Here is a 23211-nt window from a genome sequence, read left to right on the forward strand (position 1 = left end):
GATGCCGGGATAGCTGCGCTGGGCCATGGATGGCCCTTCGCAGCGGGCCCACGGAGCAATGCCGGAGAGAGGGCATGCCGAGCCTAGGCGAGGCACCAAGTGGTGGGGCAAAAGCGTTTTGCTTACTTTTGCGCTTCTCAAAAGTGAGCCGCCGTAAGGGCGGAACCCTAAGTCGCCGTTACCGCAGCAACGGATATACACACAAACTACAAACCCATTAAAAACGAGCCCAAAAAACGGCGCTTCCCCCCAGGAAGAAGCACCGTTTTTTCTTAAGTGAACAGCACTGCCCATGGCGAGGAAGCCTGCTCACGACAAACTCAAGCGGTAAAGTCACTGGCATGCAGCTCCTTGACACCCACAAGCTCAAATTCAAACTCGGGCGTGGCGTCGGCATCGACACTGCCATAGACAATGCCATCGGCAAAGCGCAACTGCCCAGTAGCATTGGTGGCGTCGAAAGCATTGCTGCCAATGAACGTGAAGGCATCGACATCAGCGGTCAACGGATTGGCGTCCAACCCAGTGAGATCCAACTTGTCGAACTCCGCGCTCTTGAAACCATTGATCACATCTCGCAAAGCCCCGACGCCCATGTCCGACAACGCGCCGAACGAATAGGTATCCGCGCCAGTGCCGCCGGTGAGGTTATCGGTGCCAGCACCGCCAATCAGCCGATCGTCGCCCGAACCACCCACCAGCGTATCGTTGCCAGCACCACCATCCAGGATGTTCCCCGCGCTGTTGCCCGACAGACTGTCGGCGTAGGCGCTTCCCGTCAGGTTCTCGATGAATTTCAAGGTGTCGAGCCCGGAACCCACCGTGTTTTGTTGCGCCGACGTCGAGAGGTTCACGGTAACGGCGGCCAGGGCACGTTCAAACGACACAGTGTCGTTGCCATCACGCCCGTCCAGAATGTTGTTGCCGGCGCCGGCGAACAGCGTGTTGTCCAGCGCGTTGCCCGTGCCATTGGCGGCGCCAGTGCTGTCGAGATACAGATTCTCGACGTTGGCGCCTAGGGTATAGGCCGCCAGGCTGCTGTGCACACTGTCGACGCCTCCCGTCACCGCATTGCTGTTGGTCTCGATCACGGTATCGCTGGTGTTATCGACGTAATAGGTGTCGTCACCATCGCCACCGCTCAGGCTGTCGGCCCCGGCGGCGCCATCGAGTACGTTATGGGCGGCGTTGCCGGTGATGAAGTTACGCCGCTCATTGCCGGTGCCGTCGATCTCCGACACGCCGGTGAGCACCAGGTTTTCCAGGTTAGCGCCCAGGGTCCAGCTGACAGACGCCTGCACCGTGTCGATCTGCGAGGTCGACGTGTTGCTTTCCACCACGCTGTCGAACGCGTTATCGACCACGTAGATGTCGTTACCATCGCCACCGGTCATGGTGTCGGCGCCCAGGTCGCCATCGATCGTGTCGTTGCCCGAGCTGCCCACCAGGGTATCGTCCTGATCAGTGCCGGAGATCTGTCCGCCCTGATTCTGGGCGTTGTCGAAAATATCCTGCACGCTGTTGTTGTCGTTGGGGTTGCCCTGGAAGCCCAGGTCATCGGCGATGTAGTCGGCCAGGCGCTGGCCTACGATTTCCGCTGATTCTTCGTGCAGGTGCCAGACGTCGTCGGGATACACCAGTGGATCGACTTCGTAGCGCAAGGGCAGGTCGGTGTAGTCCACCGCCAGCTTGACGTCGGCGCGTTCGGCGGCGATGGCTTCCTGGGCGGCGCGGACGTAACCGACGCCTTCGACGATGGAGGCAATCTTCTCTTCCGAATAACCGCGGGCACGGGCGGCGTCCTGTTCGTAGTGACCCGTCTCCATCATGTACACGCTGAAATTGCCGAACTGGGCGTGCAGGTAATCGAACACCTTCAAGGTCGCGGCCTTGTAGTCCGCTGCCGCCGCTGCTTTGTCCGCGGAGCGGGCGATTTCCTGGGCGGCTTCCTCGCCCTGGCCCCAGATGATGCCCATGGTGACGTTATCGATCGATTGCAGCTCGGTGAGTTGGTCGCGCAGCAACGTCACGGCCCGCAACAGCGCAGGCCCGGGCTGGTTGGTGTCGGTCAGCCACCAGCACAACTTGAGTTCTTCGGCGCCCAGGGTCGACAGGCCATTGACCGTGCTGCCGCCCACGGCGATGTCAATGCCGTTGCCGTCGGCATCGTTGAACTGGCTGCGCACGTCATAGGGGGTGTACCTGTCCAGGTCATTGACCAGCATCGAGGTGCCGGACTGGTCGTCGTCTTCGCTCATGCGTAGCAGACGCGCGTTGGATTGACCGAGCGTCGGCAGGTAGAGGATGTCTTGCTGGGCGCGTTCGCCGAACACGAAATCACTGGCGGTGAGGGTATTGAGGTAATTGCCGTTGAGGGCGATTTCAAAGCGATTACCATCGGCGTCGGCTTCGGCGGACTTGATGTAGGTCTTGTCGCCCGCAGCGTTCAAGGTCATGTACAGCGTGCCATTGCTGCCATCGCCAAGGCCGAGAAAGCCCAGCGCTGAAACGTCGATTTTGTCGACGCCCACGGTGAAGTCATAGAGGGTGTCCGTGGCCGTTACGCCGCCCGTGTCGTAGTCGCGGTAGCTGTCGAGCGCGTTGCTGTAGCGGAAGGTGTCGGCACCGTCGCCGCCGTACAACGAGTCGCGTCCGGCGCCGCCGTCGATGATGTCCATGCCGGCGGCGGCCTTGATGGTGTCGTTGCCGCCCAGGCCGAGGATCAGGTCCGCGCCAGCCGTGCCGTTGAGGCTTTCGGCGTTGTTGGTGCCAGTGATGGTGTTGGCCGGCGCGTCGGCCACCACCAGGGCAAAACTGTCACTGACCGACGCACCGGCCGGGTCGGTGGCCTTGACCAGCAGCGTGTAGTTGCCAGACGCGGTGCTGGTGGGTGTACCGCTGAAGGTCAGGTTGGTCGCGTTGAAAGTCAGCCAGGCGGGCAGGGGGCTGCCGTCGGCCAGTGTCGCGGTGTAGGTCAGTACATCCTGGTTGGCGTCGGTGAAACTGTCGTGGGCCACGGTGTAGTTGAAGGGCGAGCTTTCCGTGGCATTCTGGTCGAGAAGCGCAATGGCCACGACCGGCGCTACGTTGCCGGGCGTGTTCTGGTCGGCGAACACGAAGTGATTGGCCGTCAGACTGCTGACCAGGTTCCCCGCCAGCGATACTTCGAAGCGGTTACCGTTGGCATCGACCGTAAGGTCCTTGAGGTAGGTGCGATTGGTCGAGCTGCTGTAGGTCACCTGCAACGTACCGTTGAGGCCATTGCCCAGCCCGGTGTAGCCGAGCGCCGAGACGTCGATCTTGTCGGCGGCTACATCGAAATCGAGAATCTGGTCACTGGCGCTGGTGGAGCTGGTGCGGTAGCTGTCGAGCTTGGAGGTGTAGCGGAAGACGTCGGCACCGGTGCCTCCGGTGAGTTTGTCCACGCCGGTACCCCCCACCAGGATGTCGTTGCCGGCACCGCCGTTAAGGGTGTCGTTACCGGCGCCACCGAACAGCTGCTCGTTGGCTGCGGTGCCGGTCAGTGTGTCGTTGTTCGGCGTGCCATTGATCACCGTGGGGGCGGCGGGAACGTCTTGCACTGCGAGGGTAAAACTGTCGCTCACGGTGGCGTTGCTGCCGTCGGTCGCGGTGACCTGGATGGAGTACGTGCCCGATGCGGTGTCGCTGGGTGTGCCGCTGAAGGTGCGGGTGGCCGCGTCGAACACCAGCCAACTGGGCAGGGCGCTGCCGTCGGCCAGTTTGGCGCTGTAGCTGAGGCTGTCATTGTCCGGGTCGGTGAAGCTGGTGGCCGGCACCACGTAGCTGAACGCGGTGTTTTCGGTCGCGCTCTGGTCCAGCAGCGGCGTAGCCAAGACCGGCGCCTGGTTGGTCGGCGACGTGGTGGCGAAGACAAAGTTGGCGCTGGTCAACGTGTTGAGGTAATTGCCGTCCAGCGCCACTTCGAAGCGGTTGCCATTGGCGTCGGCGGTCAGGGATTTGATGTAGGTTTTCGTGCCGGCGCTGTTGAGCACCAGGTATACCGTGTTGTTTTTGCCGTCCCCCAGGCCGGTAAAGCCCATGGCCGAGAGGTCGATCTTGTCGGCGCTGACATTGAAGTCGGTGATCAGGTCGCCGAGGTTGGCGCCACCGGTGTTGTAGTTACGGTAGCTGTCCAGTCGGTTGGAGAACACGAACGTGTCCGCACCGACACCGCCGGTGAGGGTGTCCATGCCGGCACCGCCATCGATTTTATCGTCGCCGGCACCGCCACTGAGGCTGTCGTTGCCCGCGAGGCCGAGCAAGGTGTCGGCCGAATCGCTGCCCAACAGCGAGTCGTTGCCGCTGGTGCCGGTGATCACCCGGTTGAAGATGAAGTTGCTGGCGGTCAGGGTGCTGGTCAGGTTGCCCGAGAGGATCAGCTCGAAGCGATTGCCGCTGGCATCGGCGTCATAGTCCTTGATGTAGGTGCGGTCGCTGCTGGCGTTGTAGCTGACCTGCAAGGTGCCGCCACGGCCGTTGCCCAGGCCGGTGAAACCAAGGCCGGCAAGGTCGATCTTGTCCTGGGTGACGTCGAAATCGGTGATGGTGTCATCGAAACTGGAGGTGGCGTTGCGGTAACTGTCGGACTGGGCGACGAACCGGAACGTATCGGCGCCCGTGCCGCCGGTGAGTTTGTCGAGGCCCGCGCCGCCCACCAGAATATCGTTGCCGGCCCCGCCGTTGATGGTGTCGTTGCCGGCCGCGCCGTAGAAAATCTCGCTGGCGCTGCTGCCCAGCAGGGTGTCATTGCCAGCCGTGCCTTGCACGGTAGTCATCGGCACCGTGGCGCTGACATAGCTGCCGTCGCCATAGACCAGTGTGGCGCCCTTGCTGGTGTGGCTGATGGTATTGCCGATAATCGCGTTGCGATCGGTGCCGTCTTCATTGCGTTCGGCGACGCCGTAGGTCGACAGGTCGCTGCCGCTGATGATGTTGCCCTGGATGAGGTTGTCGCTGCCGTTGAAATACTTGCCAGATACGCCCAGGGTGTCGTCGTAGGACTGGATGATGATTTCCGGTACGGCGCCGCCCAGGGAGTTGTTATTGAGGGTGTTGTCGATGACCTCGACGTGGTTGCTGCCGTAGATGCGAATCCCGGCGCTGCCGTTGTCGTGGATATCGATGTCGCTGACGGTCACTTCGCTGGACAGCTTGATCAGCACCCCTTCGGCGCCGTTGCCGTACACCTCGCCACCCGTGATGGTGATGTTGCTGGGGGAGGGTATGTCGTCGCTGCCGCGCTGGACCACGATGCCATTGCTGCCATTGCCGTAGGCGACGTTGTTGGTCATGGTGAAATCGTGGGTGCTGGTGACCACGTTGAAACCGTGACGATCGTTGTTGTAGGCGACGTTGTTCTCGAAGGTGCTGTCGCTGAGGAAGTCGGCGACGAAACCGTCCAGGCCGTTGCCGTGGGACACGCTGTTCTTGATGACCATGTTGACGGTTTGCTCGTGCGGGTCGAAACCGTACCCGGAGCAATCCTTGATCTCGACGCTGTCGAGGGTGACGTTGGAGTCGTAGCCTTCTTCGCCAGGGATGTAGCCGTTGAACCAGCCGTCGATCTTGCCGGTGGTGTTGTCGCGGTTGCCGTCGATGGTGAGGTTACTGACCCCGAAATCGTGGGTTTCCTCACCATAGGCCGAACGGATGATGCCGGTGATTTTGGTGTCGGAGCCATCCTCCACCTTGACCGTGGTTTCGCCCATGCCGTCGCCGTACAGGTAGACGTTGCTTTTGAGCATCAAGCAGCCGTCGGACGGTTCCTCACCTGCCGAAACGATATAGGTTCCGGTCGGCATGTACACCTGACCTCCACCTGCCGCGGCCGCCGCATCAATCGCACTTTGTATCGCCGCCGTGTCATCGGTGATGCCATCTCCTTTGGCGCCAAAATCTAGTACGTTGAAAATCATGAGCTTATCTCCGTATCTGGCTATAACCGCGCTAGATGCCAATATTCCATCGGCAACCCCGGTGTTATGACCCAATGGAGCGCAAAAGTTGTGACCGAATGTCGGAGAAAGTGTCAAAAAAACTGACTACCGGATAAGTGGTTGTATGAAATAAGCGGAATGTAACGTTTTGTTGACGCTTTCTTGCAGGATCAACCATGCCCTTGTGGGAGCGAGCTTGCTCGCGATAGCGGTGTATCAGTCCTATCAGGGCTGGCTGATCCGACGCCATCGCGAGCAAGCTCGCTCTCACAGGGATAGGGGGGCTGGCACTTGCGACTTTCTTGATTGGCATCAACCGCGGTGGCTGGCCCGCGCGGTAGCCTCCAATCAACCCGGCGTCCGGAAGAGGGCGCCAGACCGGGTCCAAGGAGGCTCATGAGTTATCCGCTGTTTCTGACCCTGCACCTGTTCGCCGCGTTGGTGTTCATCGGCACGGTGTTTTTCGAGGTGCTGTTCCTCGAGAGCATCCGCAAACAACTCCCTGGCAAAGTCATGGTGCTGCTGGAGCAAGGCATCAGCCGGCGTGCCCGGCAGTTGATGCCTTGGGTAGTGCTGGTGCTGTTTGGCGCAGGCGGTGGCATGGTCTGGCTGCGGTATTGGCCGGTGTTGTCGTCGCCGCTGCAGTCATCGTTCGGTGTGCTGCTGGGATTGAAGATTCTGTTGGCGGGCAGTGTGCTGGGGCATTTTCTCTGGGCCATGTGGTTGTTCAAAAGCGAGCGCATGAACGCCCGTTACGTTCACATCATTCATACCAGTGTGTTCCTTCATATGGTGGCGATCGTGCTGCTGGCCAAGGCGATGTTCTACGTCACTTGGTGAGCAACGCCGGCGTGGTTTCAAGGCGCTTGATACAGGTCAAGGTGGCCCGGCGGGTTACGTCAGACACTGTTGCTGCGCAGCCACTCGGAGATTGTCATGTTCGACCTGATTCAAACCCTCGGCGAGCGATCCGCAGGACGTGTCTGCGCGGTGGTTGACGTCGATTGCCCAGTCGGGACGCGAAAATTCCATGCTGGCATCGGCTCGCTCGACCTGCTGCGAGGCTTGCGCGACAGCCGCCAGGCGCGACGCCCCCTGTCCCTGTCGGTGCACCTGCCTTCGCGTTTGCGACTGGCATCGTGTTCGACGTTGGCCAGTGTCTGCCGGTGCGGGGAAATCGAGGGGTATCTGCAACGCCTGACGTACGAGATGGGGCTGGTCGGTTGCCACTTGGGGGCAGGGCGGCGGGTCGAACAGTTTTGCCTGACCGGTGGCACCCCGGTGATTGCTCATCTGCAGACGCTGATGGGGGATCTGCGCAAGCGCTTTGACTTCTGCGAATATGACAGCGGCGATCACAGCATCGAGGTGGACCTGCATCACACTGACTGGTCGACCATGGGCCTGATTCGTGACCAGGGATTCACCCACGTCAGCATCGGGGTTCCCGACATCGGTACCGACAGTGATTTGTCAGTCGATTGCTACCAGAACCCGGCCCCGATTCATTCGCTGATCGATGCGGCGCGAACTTTTGGTTTTCGCTCGATCAATATTGACCTCGGTTACGGCCATGCCTGGCAGACGCCCGACAGTTTCGCCCTGAAACTGGCGACGCTGGTCGAGCTGGAGCCGGATCGGCTGCACGTTTTTGACTATGCCCATGCGCCTTATCGTTATCGCTCGAAGAACGCCGGGACCGCCGTGGCCTTTTGCAGTCGGGCCGACAAGGAGGCCATGCGGCGGATTTGCTGCGAGCAACTGATTGGCGCGGGGTATCACTATATCGGCCTGGGGCATTTCGTCCGCGCCGACGATGACTTGGCGGTGGCCCAGGAGCACGGACGGCTGCATCGCAATTGCCAGGGGTTTACCCGTCACGGTTGCTGTGATCACGTGGGTTTTGGCTTGTCGGCGGTTACCCAGATCGAACAGTTGTACGTGCAGAACACTGACGATCTGCTCCACTACTGTCAGCAACTGGACGCCGGACAGTTGCCCGTGTGTCGCGGCTGGCGCTGTGAGGCGCAGGATCTGGTCAGTGCAAGCGTGATCGAGCAGCTTTCCTGTGATCTGGAGCTGGATATCGCGGCCATCGAAGCGCAGTTTGGGCTGGTGTTTCGCGAGCATTTCGCGCCTGTCTGGCCGCTGCTGGAGGTGTTGCACGACAAAGGATTGATTGAATTGTCGAGCCGGTTTATCGGCATCCTGCCCGCCGGGCGCCTGAATGTGGATGCGATCTGCAATCTGTTCGATCCAGAGCCGGATGACGCAGGCCCACGCTCCTTTGAAAAGTTGAATATCTCATGAACGCTGCGTCCGCTTTCAATCGCGCCCTGGTGGAAAAATACGACCTTCCGGGGCCGCGCTACACCTCTTATCCCACGGCCCCGCAGTTTCATCAGGCGTTTGCCATGGATGACTACCGGCATGCGGCCCAGCGCAGTAATCAGGCGCCGGTGCCCAAGCCGTTGTCGGTGTACATCCATATCCCGTTCTGCCAGAGCCTCTGTTATTACTGCGCGTGCAATAAGATCATCACGCGCAAGACTCATCGCGCCGTCGAATACCTGACGTACCTCAAGCGCGAAATTGTCCAGCAGGCGACCCTGTTTGACCGCTCGCGCAAACTGACCCAATTGCACTTGGGGGGCGGTACGCCGACTTACCTGACCCATGAGCAGTTGGCCGACTTGATGGACTGTCTGCACCAATCGTTCGACATGGATGACAGCGACGCGCATGAGTTTTCCATCGAGGTCGATCCCCGGACCATCGATGCGCAACAGATCCAGGGCCTGCGCGAGCTGGGTTTCAATCGCTTGAGTTTCGGCGTCCAGGATTTCGACGCCCAGGTGCAGGCGGCCGTCAATCGGGTACAAAGCGAAGCCCAGGTTGTCGAGCTGGTGGCAGCGGCTCGGCTGGCGTGCTTCAAGTCGGTCAGTGTTGACCTGATCTACGGCCTGCCGCTGCAGACCGTTGCCAGTTTCGATGTGACCTTGAGCAAGATCATTGCCCTGCGTCCCGACCGTATTGCTGCCTACAGCTATGCGCATCTGCCACAACGGGTGCGGGCGCAGCGGATGATCCGGCCCGAAGACATGCCCCCGCCGGAGCGCAAGCTGGAGTTGCTGGAGTTGACCATCAATCGCCTGACCGAGGCTGGCTACGTCTACATCGGCATGGACCACTTCGCCTTGCCGGACGATGAACTGGTGCGCGCCCGCGCCCAGGGCACGCTGCAGCGCAACTTTCAGGGTTACTCCACCCATGCCGATTGCGACTTGATTGGCCTGGGCGTTTCGTCGATCGGCAAGGTGGGCGACAGTTACAACCAGAACGTCAAGGAGCTTTCCCAGTATTACTCCCGCCTGGACCAAGGCCTGTTGCCGGTGCAACGGGGCTATCGCCTGAGTGAGGATGACCGCTTGCGGCGTGAGGTCATCAGCGAACTGATGTGCCATGGACGGGTAGAGTTCGGCGGGATCGAGGCCGGTCATGGCATTCGTTTCAACGAGTACTTCGCTGACGTGCTGGACCGGCTCCAGGAACAGGTGAGCGACGGACTGTTGGAAATCACGGACGAAGCGCTAGTGCTATTGCCCCAGGGCCAATTGATGATGCGCAGTGTTGCCATGGCTTTTGATGCGTACCTGGGGGCAGACCAGGCAGTCCAGTATTCGCGTACGGTCTGACGACGGCACAAAAGTCGAGGCTGCCACCTGTATCAACTGAGGCATACGGGACTGCTTTTGGTGTGGCGAGGGAGCTTGCTCCCGCTGAGGGTGCGAAGCAGCCCCGAAACCTACCTCTGAGGAGTGTCAGGATGATTGTATTCAGCTTCTTTGAGGGCTGCTGCGCAGCCCAGCGGGAGCAAGCTCCCTCGCCACATTGTGATCCTCTATGGGCATCCACGGAGCAAGCTCCCTAGCCACAGGGGTCGGTTTTCTCCGCTGATGGCGGGGTTGGCTATGATTTTTCGCTGTCGGGATTTCCGGAGGCCGGGATCAAGTCGCGTATCGCATAGAAGCCTTGCACCAGGCGATTCTTGGCGCGGTACTCGCAGAGCAGCAGCGAGGTTTCGGGCAGCTGGGATATTGACGAAGCATGTTTGACCACCATCGTTTTACCTCCCGAGCGTAAGCGCACCAGTGCCCCGGGTTCGAATGTGCCCATTTGCAGTCACCTCACAGTCACTTTGTTTGTGCGTTCTACCCAACCCCCGCCCAGGGCCTTGTACAGGCTGACCTCGGCGAGCAGCTGCGACAGCCGGTCGGCGATCAGGGTTTGTCGGGCGCTGAACAGCGAGCGTTGGGCATCCAGGAATGTCAGGCTGTTATCCACGCCAATGCGATAGCGCCGCTCCGCCAGGCGGTAATAGTCCTGGTTGGCCTGTACCAGATCGTGCTGGGCGACCAATTGGTCCTTATAAGTCTTGCGTGCCGCCAGGCCATCGGAAACTTCTTGGAAGGCGGTCTGGATAGCTTTCTCGTATTGCGATACGCGGATGTCTTTCTGGATTTTCGAATAGTTCAGGCTCGCCCGAAGGCTGCCGGCATTGAAAATCGGCAAATTGATCTGTGGTTGAAACACCCAACTGCCCGAACCACCCTTGAACAGCCCAGACAGTTCGCTGCTCGAACTGCCGGCATTGGCCGTCAGGCTGATGCTCGGGAAGAATGCGGCACGGGCCGCGCCGATGTTGGCATTGGCCGATTGCAACAAGTACTCGGCCTCAAGAATGTCGGGCCGTCGTTGCAACAGGTCCGAAGGCAGACCGGCAGGTACTTCGGTGAGCAGGTCGGATGCCAGCGGCCGGGCGGGCAGGTCATCCGCGACCGAAGTACCCACCAGCAACGTGAGGCTGTTGTGGTCCTGGGCGACCTGGCGTTGGAACCTGGCCAAACTGGCCTTGGCGCTTTCCACCGAGGTTCGCGATTGGCTCAGGTCCAGGGCCGAAGCGGTGCCGACCTGATTGCTGCGTTCGGTCACGCGCAGGCTTTGCTCGTAGGACTGGAGCGTGTCCTGGGTCAGTGCCAACAGTTCCTGATCGGCACGCCAGGTCAGGTAGGCGCTGGCCACGCTGGCCACCAGGCTCAATTGGGTACTGCGACGGGCTTCTTCGCTGGACAGATAGACCAGGGACGCCTCATCACTGAGGCTGCGGATCCGCCCGAACAGGTCCAGCTCATAGGCGCTGATTCCCAGCGTTGCCGAGTAAGAGCTGCTGATCGCGGCGTCACCGGTTCCCGACAGGCTGGCCGGCAGCCGCTGACGCGAACCTGTGCCATTGGCACTGATTGCCGGGTAGAGATCCGCCCGCTGAATCCGATATTGCGCCTGGTAAGCCTCGACATTCAGGGCCGCTACCCGCAAGTCGCGGTTGTTGGCCAGCGCGCTTTCGATAAGTTGCTGCAGCGCCGGATCCTGGAACAAGTCACGCCAACCCTGTTCGGCGGCGATAGACCCCGACAGGGCAGGGGCATAGGCGGACGTCTGTGGGTATTGCCCGGCTATTGGTGCATCGGGGCGTCGGTAGTCCGGGATAAGCGAACAACCGCCGAGCAGGAATGCCGCGGCCGCCAAGGGGCTCAAGAGTTTATGCATCGACCTGTCTCATCGTGATACCTGCTCAGGCCCCGCAGGCGCGGGCAGGCGGGTTCTATTGGGACCACACTCGCCCGCAGCGCGCGGTCATGATCCGATCATCCATTTCGCCAGCCCATGCCGTCCGCTGACACCCAACTTGGCGGCGGCACGTTTGAGATAGGTTTCGATGGAGCTGTTCTTGACCCGTAGCTTTTCCGCGATCTCCGGTACGGTGCCTCCGGCCAGCAGCCCCAGGCAGACCTCTTTTTCCCGTACCGAAAGCGTCACGTCGCACGGGCTCAATCGCTCATTGAAATCGCGCTGCAACTGGCTTTGTTCAGTGCTATCAAGCGAATGGCTCGTGGCGCTGCCAGGGTTCTTAAAGCAAGACTGCCGATTGAGGTGCGCGTGTCGCTCTGCCAGCGGCAGCAGCGTCTCGGAGAGGTACTTCAAAAAGGACAGTTCCTGGAGGGAAAAGTCGCGCTGCCCCTGGGGGCGATGCACCGAGATCACGCAACGACGATTGGCCTTGCATGAGATCAGATAGCATTGATGGGATGTACCCAGGCAGTTGTTGCCTTTTTCGTCCTGCATCCGGGCGTTCAGATGGATCAGCAAGGCGTCGTCCACCTCCAGCACTCGTTTCACCAAGGGGTGATCGTTGCGCTGTATCGCACTGGTAGGGCAGGCGGATTGCAAGTGCGGGTTTCTTTCTGAGCCCGCGTACCCCAGCAGTTGGACATCGAGGACGTCCGATTGGGTGTCGTCCACGGTCCATTCACTCAACTCGAGTCGACTGACAGGCACCGATGTTTCGATCATCTGGTGCATGTTGGTCAAGAAGCTCTCGTGCCCGACACTTGAAATCAGCTTTCCTAGCTCTACGTAGAGGTGCGATTTCTCGGCGCCCTCAATACACGCATGTCGATTCATTATGCTTATCCTGCATATGTCGAAAAAGCTCTGCATCGCAGTGATCGTTGACGGAAGAAAATCCGACCGCTTCTCAAAATGCTGAAGCCTTTTCTGGATTTGATACCTTGGGGTCAAATATCACCTGTGAATCCATTCACACATAAACGGTTCAGCCGGTAGGACTATTAAGCGTTTTAGCGTAGGAAAAGTCTGTAAGGGAAAACAGGGACATTCCGGGTCAATGGGTGGCGCTGCGCTCTGATGACGCCTGGCAAAAATACGCATTGAGCGAAAGTCTGCTCCTCGATCGGTGAGCGCATCGAGGGAGTTTTCTTAGGCTTTCGTATTGATATATTCATTTTTAAATTAATGACTTAGATCGTTCTCTGCACCTGAAAAAGGCGCCCGTCATCTGTATGTTTACAATCTTGCAGGTGGGAATAATCTGGCAGAAATGCCCGAAATCCAGACTTCCGATTATGGCGGAGGATTCGGATTTCTTCGATTTTCGTTTATAAATATGTCGTTTTTTGTCTGTGTGGAAGTCGTTTTTTGTCATTGACGCATGTCGGTGATGTGATTCGTGTGACGTCTTATGCGCAGGGCTTGAACGACAGGATGTCGATGTTCTTTTTACGCAGGCTGCTTTGCGGGGTCAGGCGGAAATACCATTCCCGGAGCCAGCAGGCGAGTGTCGACTCGGCCTGTTCGATGCCGCTCATGAAGCGGGCGGCATTGACGATCCCATTGGCCCGGGGGTGTCGATACGCCTGGTAATTTGCCAGCGCGGTGCGCAGGTCTGGCATATGGGCCAAGCGGTCGGCCAGCACCACGGCATCTTCAATCGCCTGCGCCGCACCCTGGCCCAGGCTGGGCAACATGGGATGCGCCGCATCACCCAACAGCGCCACGTGTCCGTCACAGAATTGCTCCACGGGACGGCGATCCCGGGCATGCATTTTCAACAGCGCGCTGTCGGGGGTGGCCTCGATGGCCGCCAGGACTTCCGGTGCCCAGCCGGCATAGGCGCTGAGCACTTCCTGCTTGCTGATGTTCAAGGCGGCATCCGCCGCGTTTTCGTGATTGCAGGTTCCCCACCAATACGCTTGGCCGTCCCCCACATCGCAAAGCCCAAAGCGCTTGCCGCGGCCCCAATAATGCGCCACATAACCTTCGGTCATGACCGGATGGCTGAATGGCGTGACCGCCAGCCAGGCGACATAGCCCGATGGGCGTATTGGCGTCTCGCCCAACATCTGCTGGCGGATCACTGAGTTCAGGCCATCGGCGCCAATCAGCAGATCCGCCTCGTCGGTGCTGCCATCTTCGAACCGCACCGTCACGCCATCCGGGCGATGGGCATACCCCACACACCGCATCCCGGTGGTCAGGGTGTCAGGTGCGAGCTGTTGCGCCAGGGCACGCAGCAGCAGGGGGCGCTGGATATTCACACTGGGGTGGCCCAACTGTTCACCGATTTCGTGGATCGGCATGCTGGTAATGGGATCGCCATTTTTATCCTTGAAATAAAACGCTCGGATCACCTGGCCCGCCTGTTCCACCGGCACATGGGCATCGATCGAATGCAGCGCCGCCATGGCGTTGGCCATGATGGACAAGCCGGTGCCACCGGTACGCAGTGACTGGGCCGCTTCGAAGACCTTGACCTGCCAGCCCGCTCGCTGCAGCGCGATGGCCGCGGTCAGTCCGCCGATACCGGCGCCGGCCACAATGGCTTTTCTGGGTTCTGTCATGCTGTTTCACCTGTATCGAGCCCGGGACGACCGGGCATTTGAGTCAAGCGGGGCCGTCAATCCAGCCCCGCGACCGGCGGTAATGGTTAGGCGAATGCCTTCATGGATCCGGCGTTCCTGGTCCGGGCCATGTCCATGCGTGACTTGATGAACTCGCCCACCCGCTCGATATGGGGCTCGCGCATCATGGTCAAATGGTCGCCTTCCACGGCGACTCGCTGCACGTGGGGCGCAATCGAGCGCCAGCCGCGGTACGGGTCGCGAAAGGCCGTGCCCACCAGTTCATGGGGGGCTTGCAGCACGTCGGGCAGCTCGACATCCGCCGCGAATAGCGTGATAGGCAAGTCCAGTGGCGGAAAGCGGTAGTCCAGCAACCCTTGCCAGTTGGCATGAAAGACTCGGAACAACTGGTCCAGCGTCGCCAGGGTGATGGACTCGTCGAAAATGCCCTGGTCAATGCCGTGCTGCCTGATTGCTTCGAAGGCATGGGCGTCGGCCATGGAGGAGAAGTCCAGGGCCTGGTAGTCATATTCTTTCTGGCCGTCGCCGCTGAGCAGTTCCCACATGAACCAATTCATGAACTCGCTGCGTTCTATCTGCACCTCGCCCTGACTGACGCGCACGATGGTGTCCAGCAAAAACACGTTATGCAGACGCCGCCCGCGCCGCTGCAACTCGCTCGCCAGCTCATACGCCACGACGCCGCCATAGGACCAGCCACCCACATTCAGAGGTCCTTCGGGCGCTATCTCTTCGATGGCATCGGCGTAACACACCGCTTGGGCCTGCACCGATTGCAACGGCTCACGGGCATCCCATGTTCCCGGTGCTTGCAATGCATACAGGTGAACCTGGTCCTTGAGGACGCGCGCCAGTGCCGCATAACACAGTACGTGCCCACCGATGGGGTGCACGAGGAACAGCATCGGTTTGCGCGGGGCATTTTTGAAGTCCACCAGCGCGCCGGTACCAGGGTGTCCGGCTTCGGTCTGTTGCAGCACCTGGGCGAACTCGGCAATGGTCGGGGCCTGGATGAAGTCGGACAGCGACGGCTCCAGGCCTTGATGCCTGGCGAGCATGGCCACCAGTTGCACTGCCTTGAGCGAGTTACCCCCCAGTTCGAAGAAGTTGTCGTAGACGCTGATGTCGTCCATGCCCAGGGTTTCTTGCCAGTAGGCTTGCAACAGATCCTCCATGACATTCCTGGGCGCGATGAAGGGACGCAGCAACGTCTGTTGGACGTCTACTTTCTGCAATCGCCGACGATCGATCTTGCCGGTGGGGCCAAGCGGTAGCTGGGCAATGCTGACAAGTGTGTTCGGCACCATGTAGTCGGGCAGCGCCAGGCGCATTTCGGCCTTGAGTTGAGCCAAGTCTGGCGTGCGGCCCGGCATGGGCTGGACGAAGCCCACCAGATAACGACTGCCATCGGTTGCCGGCTTGTCGATGACCGCCACCTGCTGAATGTCGGCCCTGAACCGGGCGGAGCCGAGCATGGCCACTTCGATCTCGCCGAGCTCGACGCGATAGCCGCGGATTTTGACTTGGGCGTCGCTGCGGCCCTGGTACACCAGATCGCCCCAGGGCAGGTAGAAGCCGATATCCCCGGTTTCATATAAGCGCCGGGTCTGGCCTTCCAGCTGGCGATAGACAAAGCGTTCGTCAGTCAGGTCGGGTTGGTTCCAGTAGCCGTTGGCCAGGCATGCGCCTTCGATGAACAGGTCGCCCATGACCCCGACCGGGCAGGGGTTGCCCGCCGTATCGAGGACATGCATGCGTACCCCGTCGATGGGCGTGCCGATTGGCGGCATGCTTGGCCAGGCCGCCGCGGTGCCTTCAAGTTTCAGGCTCGTGACCACGTGCGCTTCGGTGGGGCCATAGTGATTTTCGACCCGGCAGTCGTCGAGGTGATCAATCAGGTCGCGGATTTCCGCGGTGATTTTCAGCTGCTCGCCTGCCACATTGATCTGGCCTAGCGATACCGGGCGGATGCCCAACTGCATGGCGACTTCGGCCAAACCCTGGAAGGCGACGTAGGGCAGGAACAGGCGGTTCACGCCTTGCGCGCAGATGAATTTCAACAACCGGATGAAGTCATAGCGCAGGCCCTCATCGATCATCACCAGCTCGGCACCGCAAGACAGGGTCGAGAAAATCTCCTGGAACGACACGTCGAACGAAATGGGCGAATATTGCAGCGTTTTCAGCGCATCCGGGCAGACATCTTGTGCCTGCTGGCGGTTCTGCCAGAGGATCATGTTGGTCAATGCCCGGTGCGGCATGGCCACGCCTTTGGGGCGGCCCGTCGAGCCGGACGTATAGAGCAGATAGGCGTTATCGTCAGCCACGATGTCTGCGGCGATAGAGGCAACCTGCGCGTGACAGTGCTCAAGGTTGTCGTCGAAATCGCCGACCACGCTGTCCCAGTGACGCCTGTCGGCCTGGCCCGCCAGGGTCATCGCCAGGTGCGCAGACGCATCGGCGAACAGCACCAGGCGTGGTTGCGAGTCTTCGAGAATCAGCTCGATGCGCTCATTCGGGTAGCTCAGGTCAATCGGTACATAGGCGGCGCCGGCCTGTACGACACCGAGCAAGGCAATGATCAGGTCGGGCGAGCGGGGCATCATGATCGCGACCCGATCGCCCTGGCCGATACCCTGCTGGTGCAGCCAGGTCACCAGTTGTGCGCTGGCATCCCGCAGTTGGCGGTATGAAAGGCGGGTCTGGTCAAGACTCACGGCGGTCTGCTGGTCATGGCGCGCGAAGCTGTCCAGCAACAAGGCCGACAGATTGTCATGGGGCAATGCCATGGCTGATCCTGGCGCGGTTCGTTCGAAGCGCGGCAGCCATGCCGGTATGCTGGGTTTGGCGTGGGGGGCGGCGATCATCAGTTCCAGCGTGCGCAACAGGTAATCGGCATAGGCTTCAACCTGGCTGGTGGCAACTCGCGCCGTGCAGTAGTCCATCTTCAACATCAGCGAACCATTGCCAGGGTGACGGCCCAGCGTGGTCAGCAAGTCATAGTTGCTGGCTTCCGTGGTTTCCCAGTCCGTGAGGATTTCCTCTCCCTTTGCCAGCATGTCCTTGAGGACATAAAAATCGACGTAATTGAATACCACGTTCAAGGCGACGTCGGTTTCGCGATGAATCAATGCGAACGGATAACGCCGATGGGCGAACACCTGTTGTTCCTGGGCAATCACCGCCTGGATGACCGCAAGCCAATCCTGGCCGAGGGTGCTGAAGCGCATGGGGAGGGTATTGAGGAACAAGCCCAGGACCGAGGCAGCATCCTCGAACTCTGGCCGCCCATGGCTGATCACACCACACAGCACTTCCTTTTGATTGGACATGACGGCTTGGGCGAAACCGTGGGCCGTCAGCAAGACCGCGCGCAACGGCAGGTCCTGGGCCAGGCAGAACGCTTCGAGTCGGGCCAGGTCCGCTGCGGGCATTTCACGGTAGGCCGAACGGTGGGGCGTCGAGTCCGGGGCAACCGCATGGATCCAGCTGGTCATGGCGGCGGCGGGTGCGTCGCGCAGGTAGTCGCTCCAGAACTGGCGATGCTCATCCGTTGCCATCGCTTCCTGCTCCAGGATCACGAAATCGGCTGGCGTGGTGGTCAGGGCGGGCAGTGCCGGGGGTTCAGGCGCCGAGGTGTAGAGCGTGATCAGGTCGCGCATCAAGGTCGCGACACTCCAGCCGTCGAGGATCGCATGGTGAAAACTGAACACCAGGTCGATTTCATCCTGCGCGACGAATACGCCGAACTGATACAGCGGCGCCCGCTGCCAGTCTTCGCGGTAACGCTTGCGTTCCTCCACATAGCTGCCAATGGCCTCGGCCCGTGCAGCGGGGCTCAGAGAGAGGACATCGATGACCTGCACGGGTGGCTCGACCGTCGAGTGTACGCGGGCCATGGGCACTTCGGCGTGGCCAATATCGAACGACATGCGCAAGGCCGGGTGACGCCGGATCAACGCGGCACAGGCCCGCTCCCAGGCCGCCGCATCCCAACGCAGGCGCAGGCGGTAGCGGAAGATGTCGTGATAGATCGCCGAGTCCGGGTGCATCATCGAGTGATAGATCATGCCGACTTGCAGTTGCGACGCGGCAAACACGTCATCGTACAAACCTTCGCTGGCCTGGCGGATCGCTTGCGGCACCTGGGCAAAAGGCGCCACGTGGGCCAAGGGTTGCAGGCCTGTCGAAGATGCTTCTTGCGTCTGTAGGAGTTGGGCCAACTGAGCGATGGTGGGGTGCTGGTAAATCTGCGCCAGCGTCAGCGCGATGCCTTGTTCACGCGCCTTGATCTGCAAGTGAATGACCTTCAAGGAGTCGCCGCCCAACGTGAAGTAGTTGTCGTGGACACCGGGTGCAGGTCGGTTCAGGTTGTCCCCCCAGAGGTCGGCCAATGCCTGCTCCAGCGGCGTGCGTGGCGCTGTCGTCTCGGCACTGCCCAAGGCTTGCGGCTCGGGCAAGGCCTTGCGGTCCAACTTGCCGTTTACACTCAACGGCAATTGCTCAAGCTGAATCAGGTGCCGGGGCACCATGTAGTCGGGAACCTGCTGGCGCAAGGCGTCTTGCAGTTCTTGCGGTGACAGCACGCAACCGGGGTCGCTGACCAGATAGGCGCTGAGGTACGCATTACCGTCGTGTTCCTGGCGAGCGATCACAACCACGTCTTTGACACCCTCGCAAGCGAGCAGGTGGGCTTCGATTTCGCCGAGTTCGATGCGCAGGCCGCGGATCTTCACCTGGAAATCGTTGCGTCCGAGGTATTCGATGCTGCCGTCGGGCAACCAACGCCCCAGGTCACCGGTCTTGTACAGGCGGGCCTGGGGCGCGCTCTGGAACGGGTCACGGATAAAGCGTTCGGCCGTCAGTTCGGGACGGTTCAAATAACCTCGCGCAACACCCAGGCCACCGATGTGAAGCTCGCCCGCGACACCGGGCGGCAGCAACTGCAGGTTCGCATCGAGGACATGCATCTGGATGTTCGCGATGGGTTGGCCGATCGGCACGATGCCTTCATGCACGTGGGGCCGGCAACGCCAGGCCGTTACGTCGATGGCCGCTTCGGTGGGGCCGTAGAGGTTGTGCAACTGCACCGCCGGCAAACGTTCGAAGAAGCGCTTCTGCAAGGCGTAGGGCAAGGCTTCGCCACTGCACAGGACCTGCTTCAGGTCGGGCAAGCGCTGTGGCTCGACCTGGTCGAGGAAGATCTGCAACATCGACGGCACGAAGTGCAACAGCGTGATGCCGGCGCTCGCCATGATGTCCATCAAGTAGCCAGGGTCCTTGTGCCCGTCGGGGGCGGCGACGACCAGTTGCGCGCCGCTGAGCAAGGGCAGGAAAAACTCCCAGACGGACACATCGAAACTGAACGGGGTTTTCTGCAAGACACGGCTGTGCTCATCGACCCCGTAGGCATCGCGGGCCCAGAGCAATCGATTCACGACCCCGTCATGCTGGTTCATGACGCCTTTAGGCAGGCCCGTGGAGCCAGAGGTGTAGATCACATAGGCCAGGTGTTGCGGCGTCAAGCCCAGTGCGGCGGCGTCCGGGTTGTGCTCCGGTTGCCGGGACAGGCGTTCAGGGTCGGTGTCCAGGCACAACACGGGCATCGCCACGGTGGGCAGGTTCGTCAATAGCCCACGGGTGGTGATCAGGACGCCCGGCGCGCTGTCGTTCAGCATATGGCTCAAACGGTCGGTCGGATAACCCGGGTCCAGCGGCACGTAGGCGGCGCCTGCCTTGAGAATGCCCAGCAGGCCCACGACCATCTCCAGGCTGCGCTCCACGCAGATGGCGACTCGGGCGTCCGGACCAAGACCTGCTTCCAGCAGGGCGTGGGCCAGGCGGTTGGCTTGGCGGTTCAGTTGGTCATAGGTCAGCGACTGACCCTCGAAGCGCACCGCGATTGCATGAGGGCAAGCGACGACCTGGGCCTCGATCAATTGATGGAGCAACACATCCCTGGGGTAGTCGACGGCGGTGCGATTCCATTCACGCAGCACCTGGCGTTCAGTGGGAGGCATCAGGTCCAGGGTATTGACCGGCGCATCGAAATCAGCGGCCACCTGCTCCAGGATATTCGTGAAGCGCTGTTGCAACGCCTCGATCTGTGGGGCTTCGAAATAGGCTTCGTTGTAGATGAAATGCATCCACACATCGTCGTCCAGCGCGGCTTCGCGAATGTGCATCGCCAGCGGCATCTGTTCGTAGCCGTTGCTGAGTTTGACGGGCTGGGCGAGCGCGGGTCCGTACCAGGTGTCCTGGTCCTGTTCGTAGGACACCACCACGTCGAACAACTGGCGTCGGCCCTGGTTCTGCAAGCCAAGCTCGCGGTTCAGTTCGCTCAACGGAAAGCGTTGGTACCGGTAGTCCTGCTTGAGCGTCAGGGCAATCTTGCCGGCCAGTTCGCTGAAGCGCAGGTCGGTGCCCAGGCTCAGACGTACCGGACTCATGCCGACGAATAAACCGACCGTGGCTTTGTGTGCAGCATTGGCGCGGTTGAGGATGGGCAGGCCGATCACGATCTCGTCGCGTTGCTCGACGCGCGCGAAGTAGCTGTACAGCACCGCCAGCATGACGTGGAAAACCGTGGCCTGGCCGGACGCTTTCGCCTGTTCGCCGAGGCGATTGTAAAGTGCCCGCGGTAGGCGCCAGGCATGGTTCTGGCTGGGCGCCAGGCCCTGTCCGAATCGACCCAGATAACGGGGCGCCAGCAGGGGCTCGGGCAAGGTGCGATATTTATCCAGCCAATACTGGCGTTGGCGCTGGAAGGCGGCCGAGTCTTTGACGGTGTCTTGCTGCTCGATATAGGTTCGATAGGTCGGCGCCGTGACCTCGTTTTCCGTCTGGTCATGCAGGGCGGTATAGGCCTGGCTGATGGCCCGGCCGATCATGGCGAAGGACCAGCCATCGATGATCAGGTGGTGGCCATTGACGAAAAAGTAGTAGAGATCTTCCCGGACCTTGAGCAGGTCCGCGCGCAACAGCAATCCGTCGTCGAAGGAAAACGCGGTTTGCAGGTTTTCCTGCAGCAAGGCCAGTGCGCTGGCCTCCGGATCCCCATGCCCGGAGACGTCATGCACGTTCAGTGGAACGCTGACCGTGCCCAGGAACCGTTGCCGTGGCAAAGGATGTTCGGCTGAGCCTGGGACCAGTTGGATACGCAAGGCATCGTGGCGGTTGACGACTTGATCGATGGCCATTTGCATCAATGAGGCGTCGACCGCGCCATTGATACGCGCGTAGCCGCCGATGTTGTACAACGGACTGTCGCCATGCAGCACCTGGTCCAGCCAGATATCCAGTTGCGGGGCGGCGAGGGGATAAAGCAGGTGCTCTGCACCCGAGGCGGGCATGGTCTGAGTCATGGTGTTCTCCGTGGGCCGATCCGATGGCCCGATGAAACGAATGAAAAAGAGGAATGCCTGAAACCGGGCCATCGGCAGCGCACAGTCAATCACCGTCAATCCGTGATTACGCTACGCGGTACACATCAGCGCGGGCGGCGAGTGCCTCGACTTGCAGCGCCGCCGCTTCGCGGGCGCTGTCACCACTGGGCATCAGCTTGCGGTAGCGGTCACAACGGGCGCGTACCTCGGCACTGTTCAACACCGTGTCCAAGGCTGCGGCCAGCGACTCCGCGGAGGCCGGAGTGAGCACTTGCAAGCCGCACCCCAAGCGCTCCATTCGCGCCGCATTGTCGAAATGATCGTGGGCAAACGGCGTAGTGACCTGGGGAACTCCGGCGGCGAAGGCCAGGGCCGTTGTGCCGACGCCTCCGTGATGCACCAGTGCCGCGGTATGGGGCAGGATGCGGCTCATGGGGACGTAGCGCCTGACCAGGATCGTGCCGTCGCTGGACAACGATGGGTCTACCGGCTGACTCGTCAGGAACACCCCGCGGCGGCCTGTCAACTTAAGCGCTTGCGCCGCAGCAGCGAAATACTGCTTGGCATCCACCGTGGTCGAACCCGGGGTAAACACCACCGGTGGCGCCTCGTTCAAGAAGTCCTCCAGTTCGGCGTCGGGTTCCTCGAAGCCGGATTCATCGAATAGCGGGAACCCGGTCAGTACCGTCTGGGCGGGCCAGTCCTGTTGGATCGGGGCGAACCAATCGGCAAACAATCCCAATACCCGATCGGGCGAGGAAATCCACTGGCTGATGATGCGTTTGACCGGAGGCAGGCCCAGTTCGCGGCGAAAACCGTTGAGCTCCGGCTTCATGAGCCGATCCAGGAAGGCATGCTCGATGACACTCAGCAGCAGGCGCCTCACGGGATACGGGACAAAGGCCGGCAGGTTCGCGCCAGGAGGATGGGTGGGACGCGCGAGGGGCGACCAGATGGCGAACGGTGTAACCTGCCCGGTGATCAGCGGAATGCCGTGTTTTTCTTGCAGCAGGCGGGCGGAAAACGCCCACAATGAACCGAGCATGACGGTGTCGTCATCGCACGCTTGCTCCAGGAGCCGATACTGGTCGCGCAAGGTACCGCCGACGGTTTTCCATAGGGTGGGCAGTGCCGTTCGTGGATGCCACAACGCCGGGTCGGCCATGACCGCTTGATATTCCTCGCGGGTACCCAATGGCAGGAACTTGAAACCGCAGCGCTCGATCACCGGCGCAAACGCCGCGCTGGCGCAGAATGTTATCCGATGGCCACGTGCTGCGAGCGTGCGACCGATCCCGACAAATGGATGAACGTCACCGGCTGAGCCGATGGCCGTAATGATCACATGCATAAAACTCCCTCTAGAGTGATCGTGCGATGAGTGACAGCCCTGATCGGCGACGATCAGGTATCGCCTGTGGAATCCGATCCACAAAAACGATTCAGCTTGAGGGGGTATTAGGCGTTTCCAGGTAGGAAAAGTCTGTAGCGGAAAACGGGGACATTCTGGTCCGCAGATCAGGTTGGGTGTCGAGTCCAGAGATTGGGAGCCCCCCAATCCCCTGTGGGAGCGAGCCTGCTCGCGATAGC

10 protein-coding genes are annotated in these 23211 nt (G+C 60.7%); 3 read left to right on the plus strand and 7 right to left on the minus strand.

Going from position 1 to position 23211, the window contains the following annotated elements; all coding sequences use genetic code 11:
- Positions 1-320: 320 nt before the first annotated feature.
- On the minus strand, positions 321-5936 hold the full coding sequence (locus tag QNH97_RS12165) for a putative Ig domain-containing protein (RefSeq protein ID WP_283557042.1): 5616 nt from the start codon (positions 5934-5936) through the stop codon (positions 321-323).
- 417 nt (positions 5937-6353) lie between these two features.
- Between QNH97_RS12165 and QNH97_RS12170 the strand changes: the two genes are divergently transcribed.
- From QNH97_RS12170 to hemN, 3 genes are all read left to right on the plus strand, one after another.
- Entirely contained in the window at positions 6354-6797 is a 444-nt protein-coding gene (locus tag QNH97_RS12170; protein WP_283557043.1) for a CopD family copper resistance protein, read from the plus strand.
- Between the two features lie 96 nt (positions 6798-6893).
- Positions 6894-8267 carry an oxygen-independent coproporphyrinogen III oxidase gene (locus QNH97_RS12175; RefSeq protein ID WP_283557044.1) on the plus strand — a complete coding sequence of 458 codons (1374 nt, stop codon included), beginning with the start codon at positions 6894-6896 and terminating at the stop codon, positions 8265-8267.
- Complete coding sequence (gene hemN / locus QNH97_RS12180) at positions 8264-9652, plus strand: oxygen-independent coproporphyrinogen III oxidase (protein ID WP_283557045.1); 1389 nt, start codon at positions 8264-8266, stop codon at positions 9650-9652. Before QNH97_RS12175 ends, hemN begins: the two co-directional genes overlap by 4 nt.
- A gap of 274 nt (positions 9653-9926) precedes the next feature.
- On the opposite strand, the gene QNH97_RS12185 is transcribed toward hemN, so the two are convergent.
- From QNH97_RS12185 to QNH97_RS12210, 6 genes are all read right to left on the minus strand, one after another.
- Positions 9927-10133: a hypothetical protein gene (locus QNH97_RS12185; RefSeq protein WP_283557046.1), complete on the minus strand. Its 207-nt coding sequence runs from the start codon at positions 10131-10133 to the stop codon at positions 9927-9929.
- A 6-nt stretch (positions 10134-10139) separates the two neighbouring features.
- Positions 10140-11564 (minus strand): AdeC/AdeK/OprM family multidrug efflux complex outer membrane factor, encoded by a 1425-nt coding sequence (gene adeC, locus QNH97_RS12190; RefSeq protein WP_283557047.1) that lies wholly within the window; start codon positions 11562-11564, stop codon positions 10140-10142.
- A gap of 87 nt (positions 11565-11651) precedes the next feature.
- On the minus strand, positions 11652-12479 hold the full coding sequence (locus tag QNH97_RS12195; RefSeq protein ID WP_283557048.1) for a helix-turn-helix transcriptional regulator: 828 nt from the start codon (positions 12477-12479) through the stop codon (positions 11652-11654).
- 575 nt (positions 12480-13054) lie between these two features.
- A complete protein-coding gene (locus QNH97_RS12200) occupies positions 13055-14215 on the minus strand; it encodes an FAD-dependent monooxygenase (RefSeq protein WP_283557049.1) in 1161 nt (386 codons plus the stop codon).
- An 86-nt stretch (positions 14216-14301) separates the two neighbouring features.
- Positions 14302-21600 (minus strand): non-ribosomal peptide synthetase, encoded by a 7299-nt coding sequence (locus QNH97_RS12205; RefSeq protein ID WP_283557050.1) that lies wholly within the window; start codon positions 21598-21600, stop codon positions 14302-14304.
- Positions 21601-21706: 106 nt separating this feature from the next.
- On the minus strand, positions 21707-22972 hold the full coding sequence (locus tag QNH97_RS12210; protein WP_283557051.1) for a glycosyltransferase: 1266 nt from the start codon (positions 22970-22972) through the stop codon (positions 21707-21709).
- Between the last annotated feature and the right edge of the window lie 239 nt (positions 22973-23211).

Source organism: Pseudomonas sp. G2-4 (assembly GCF_030064125.1).
GTDB lineage: Bacteria > Pseudomonadota > Gammaproteobacteria > Pseudomonadales > Pseudomonadaceae > Aquipseudomonas.

Excerpts from the sequence above, each read along its gene's own strand:
- QNH97_RS12165 (WP_283557042.1), bottom strand. The coding sequence starts at position 5,936 with ATGATTTTCAACGTACTAGATTTTGGCGCCAAAGGAGATGGCATCACC.
- QNH97_RS12170 (WP_283557043.1), top strand. The coding sequence starts at position 6,354 with ATGAGTTATCCGCTGTTTCTGACCCTGCACCTGTTCGCCGCGTTGGTG.
- QNH97_RS12175 (WP_283557044.1), top strand. The coding sequence starts at position 6,894 with ATGTTCGACCTGATTCAAACCCTCGGCGAGCGATCCGCAGGACGTGTC.
- hemN (WP_283557045.1), top strand. The coding sequence starts at position 8,264 with ATGAACGCTGCGTCCGCTTTCAATCGCGCCCTGGTGGAAAAATACGAC.
- QNH97_RS12185 (WP_283557046.1), bottom strand. The coding sequence starts at position 10,133 with ATGGGCACATTCGAACCCGGGGCACTGGTGCGCTTACGCTCGGGAGGT.
- adeC (WP_283557047.1), bottom strand. The coding sequence starts at position 11,564 with ATGCATAAACTCTTGAGCCCCTTGGCGGCCGCGGCATTCCTGCTCGGC.
- QNH97_RS12195 (WP_283557048.1), bottom strand. The coding sequence starts at position 12,479 with ATGAATCGACATGCGTGTATTGAGGGCGCCGAGAAATCGCACCTCTAC.
- QNH97_RS12200 (WP_283557049.1), bottom strand. The coding sequence starts at position 14,215 with ATGACAGAACCCAGAAAAGCCATTGTGGCCGGCGCCGGTATCGGCGGA.
- QNH97_RS12205 (WP_283557050.1), bottom strand. The coding sequence starts at position 21,600 with ATGACTCAGACCATGCCCGCCTCGGGTGCAGAGCACCTGCTTTATCCC.
- QNH97_RS12210 (WP_283557051.1), bottom strand. The coding sequence starts at position 22,972 with ATGCATGTGATCATTACGGCCATCGGCTCAGCCGGTGACGTTCATCCA.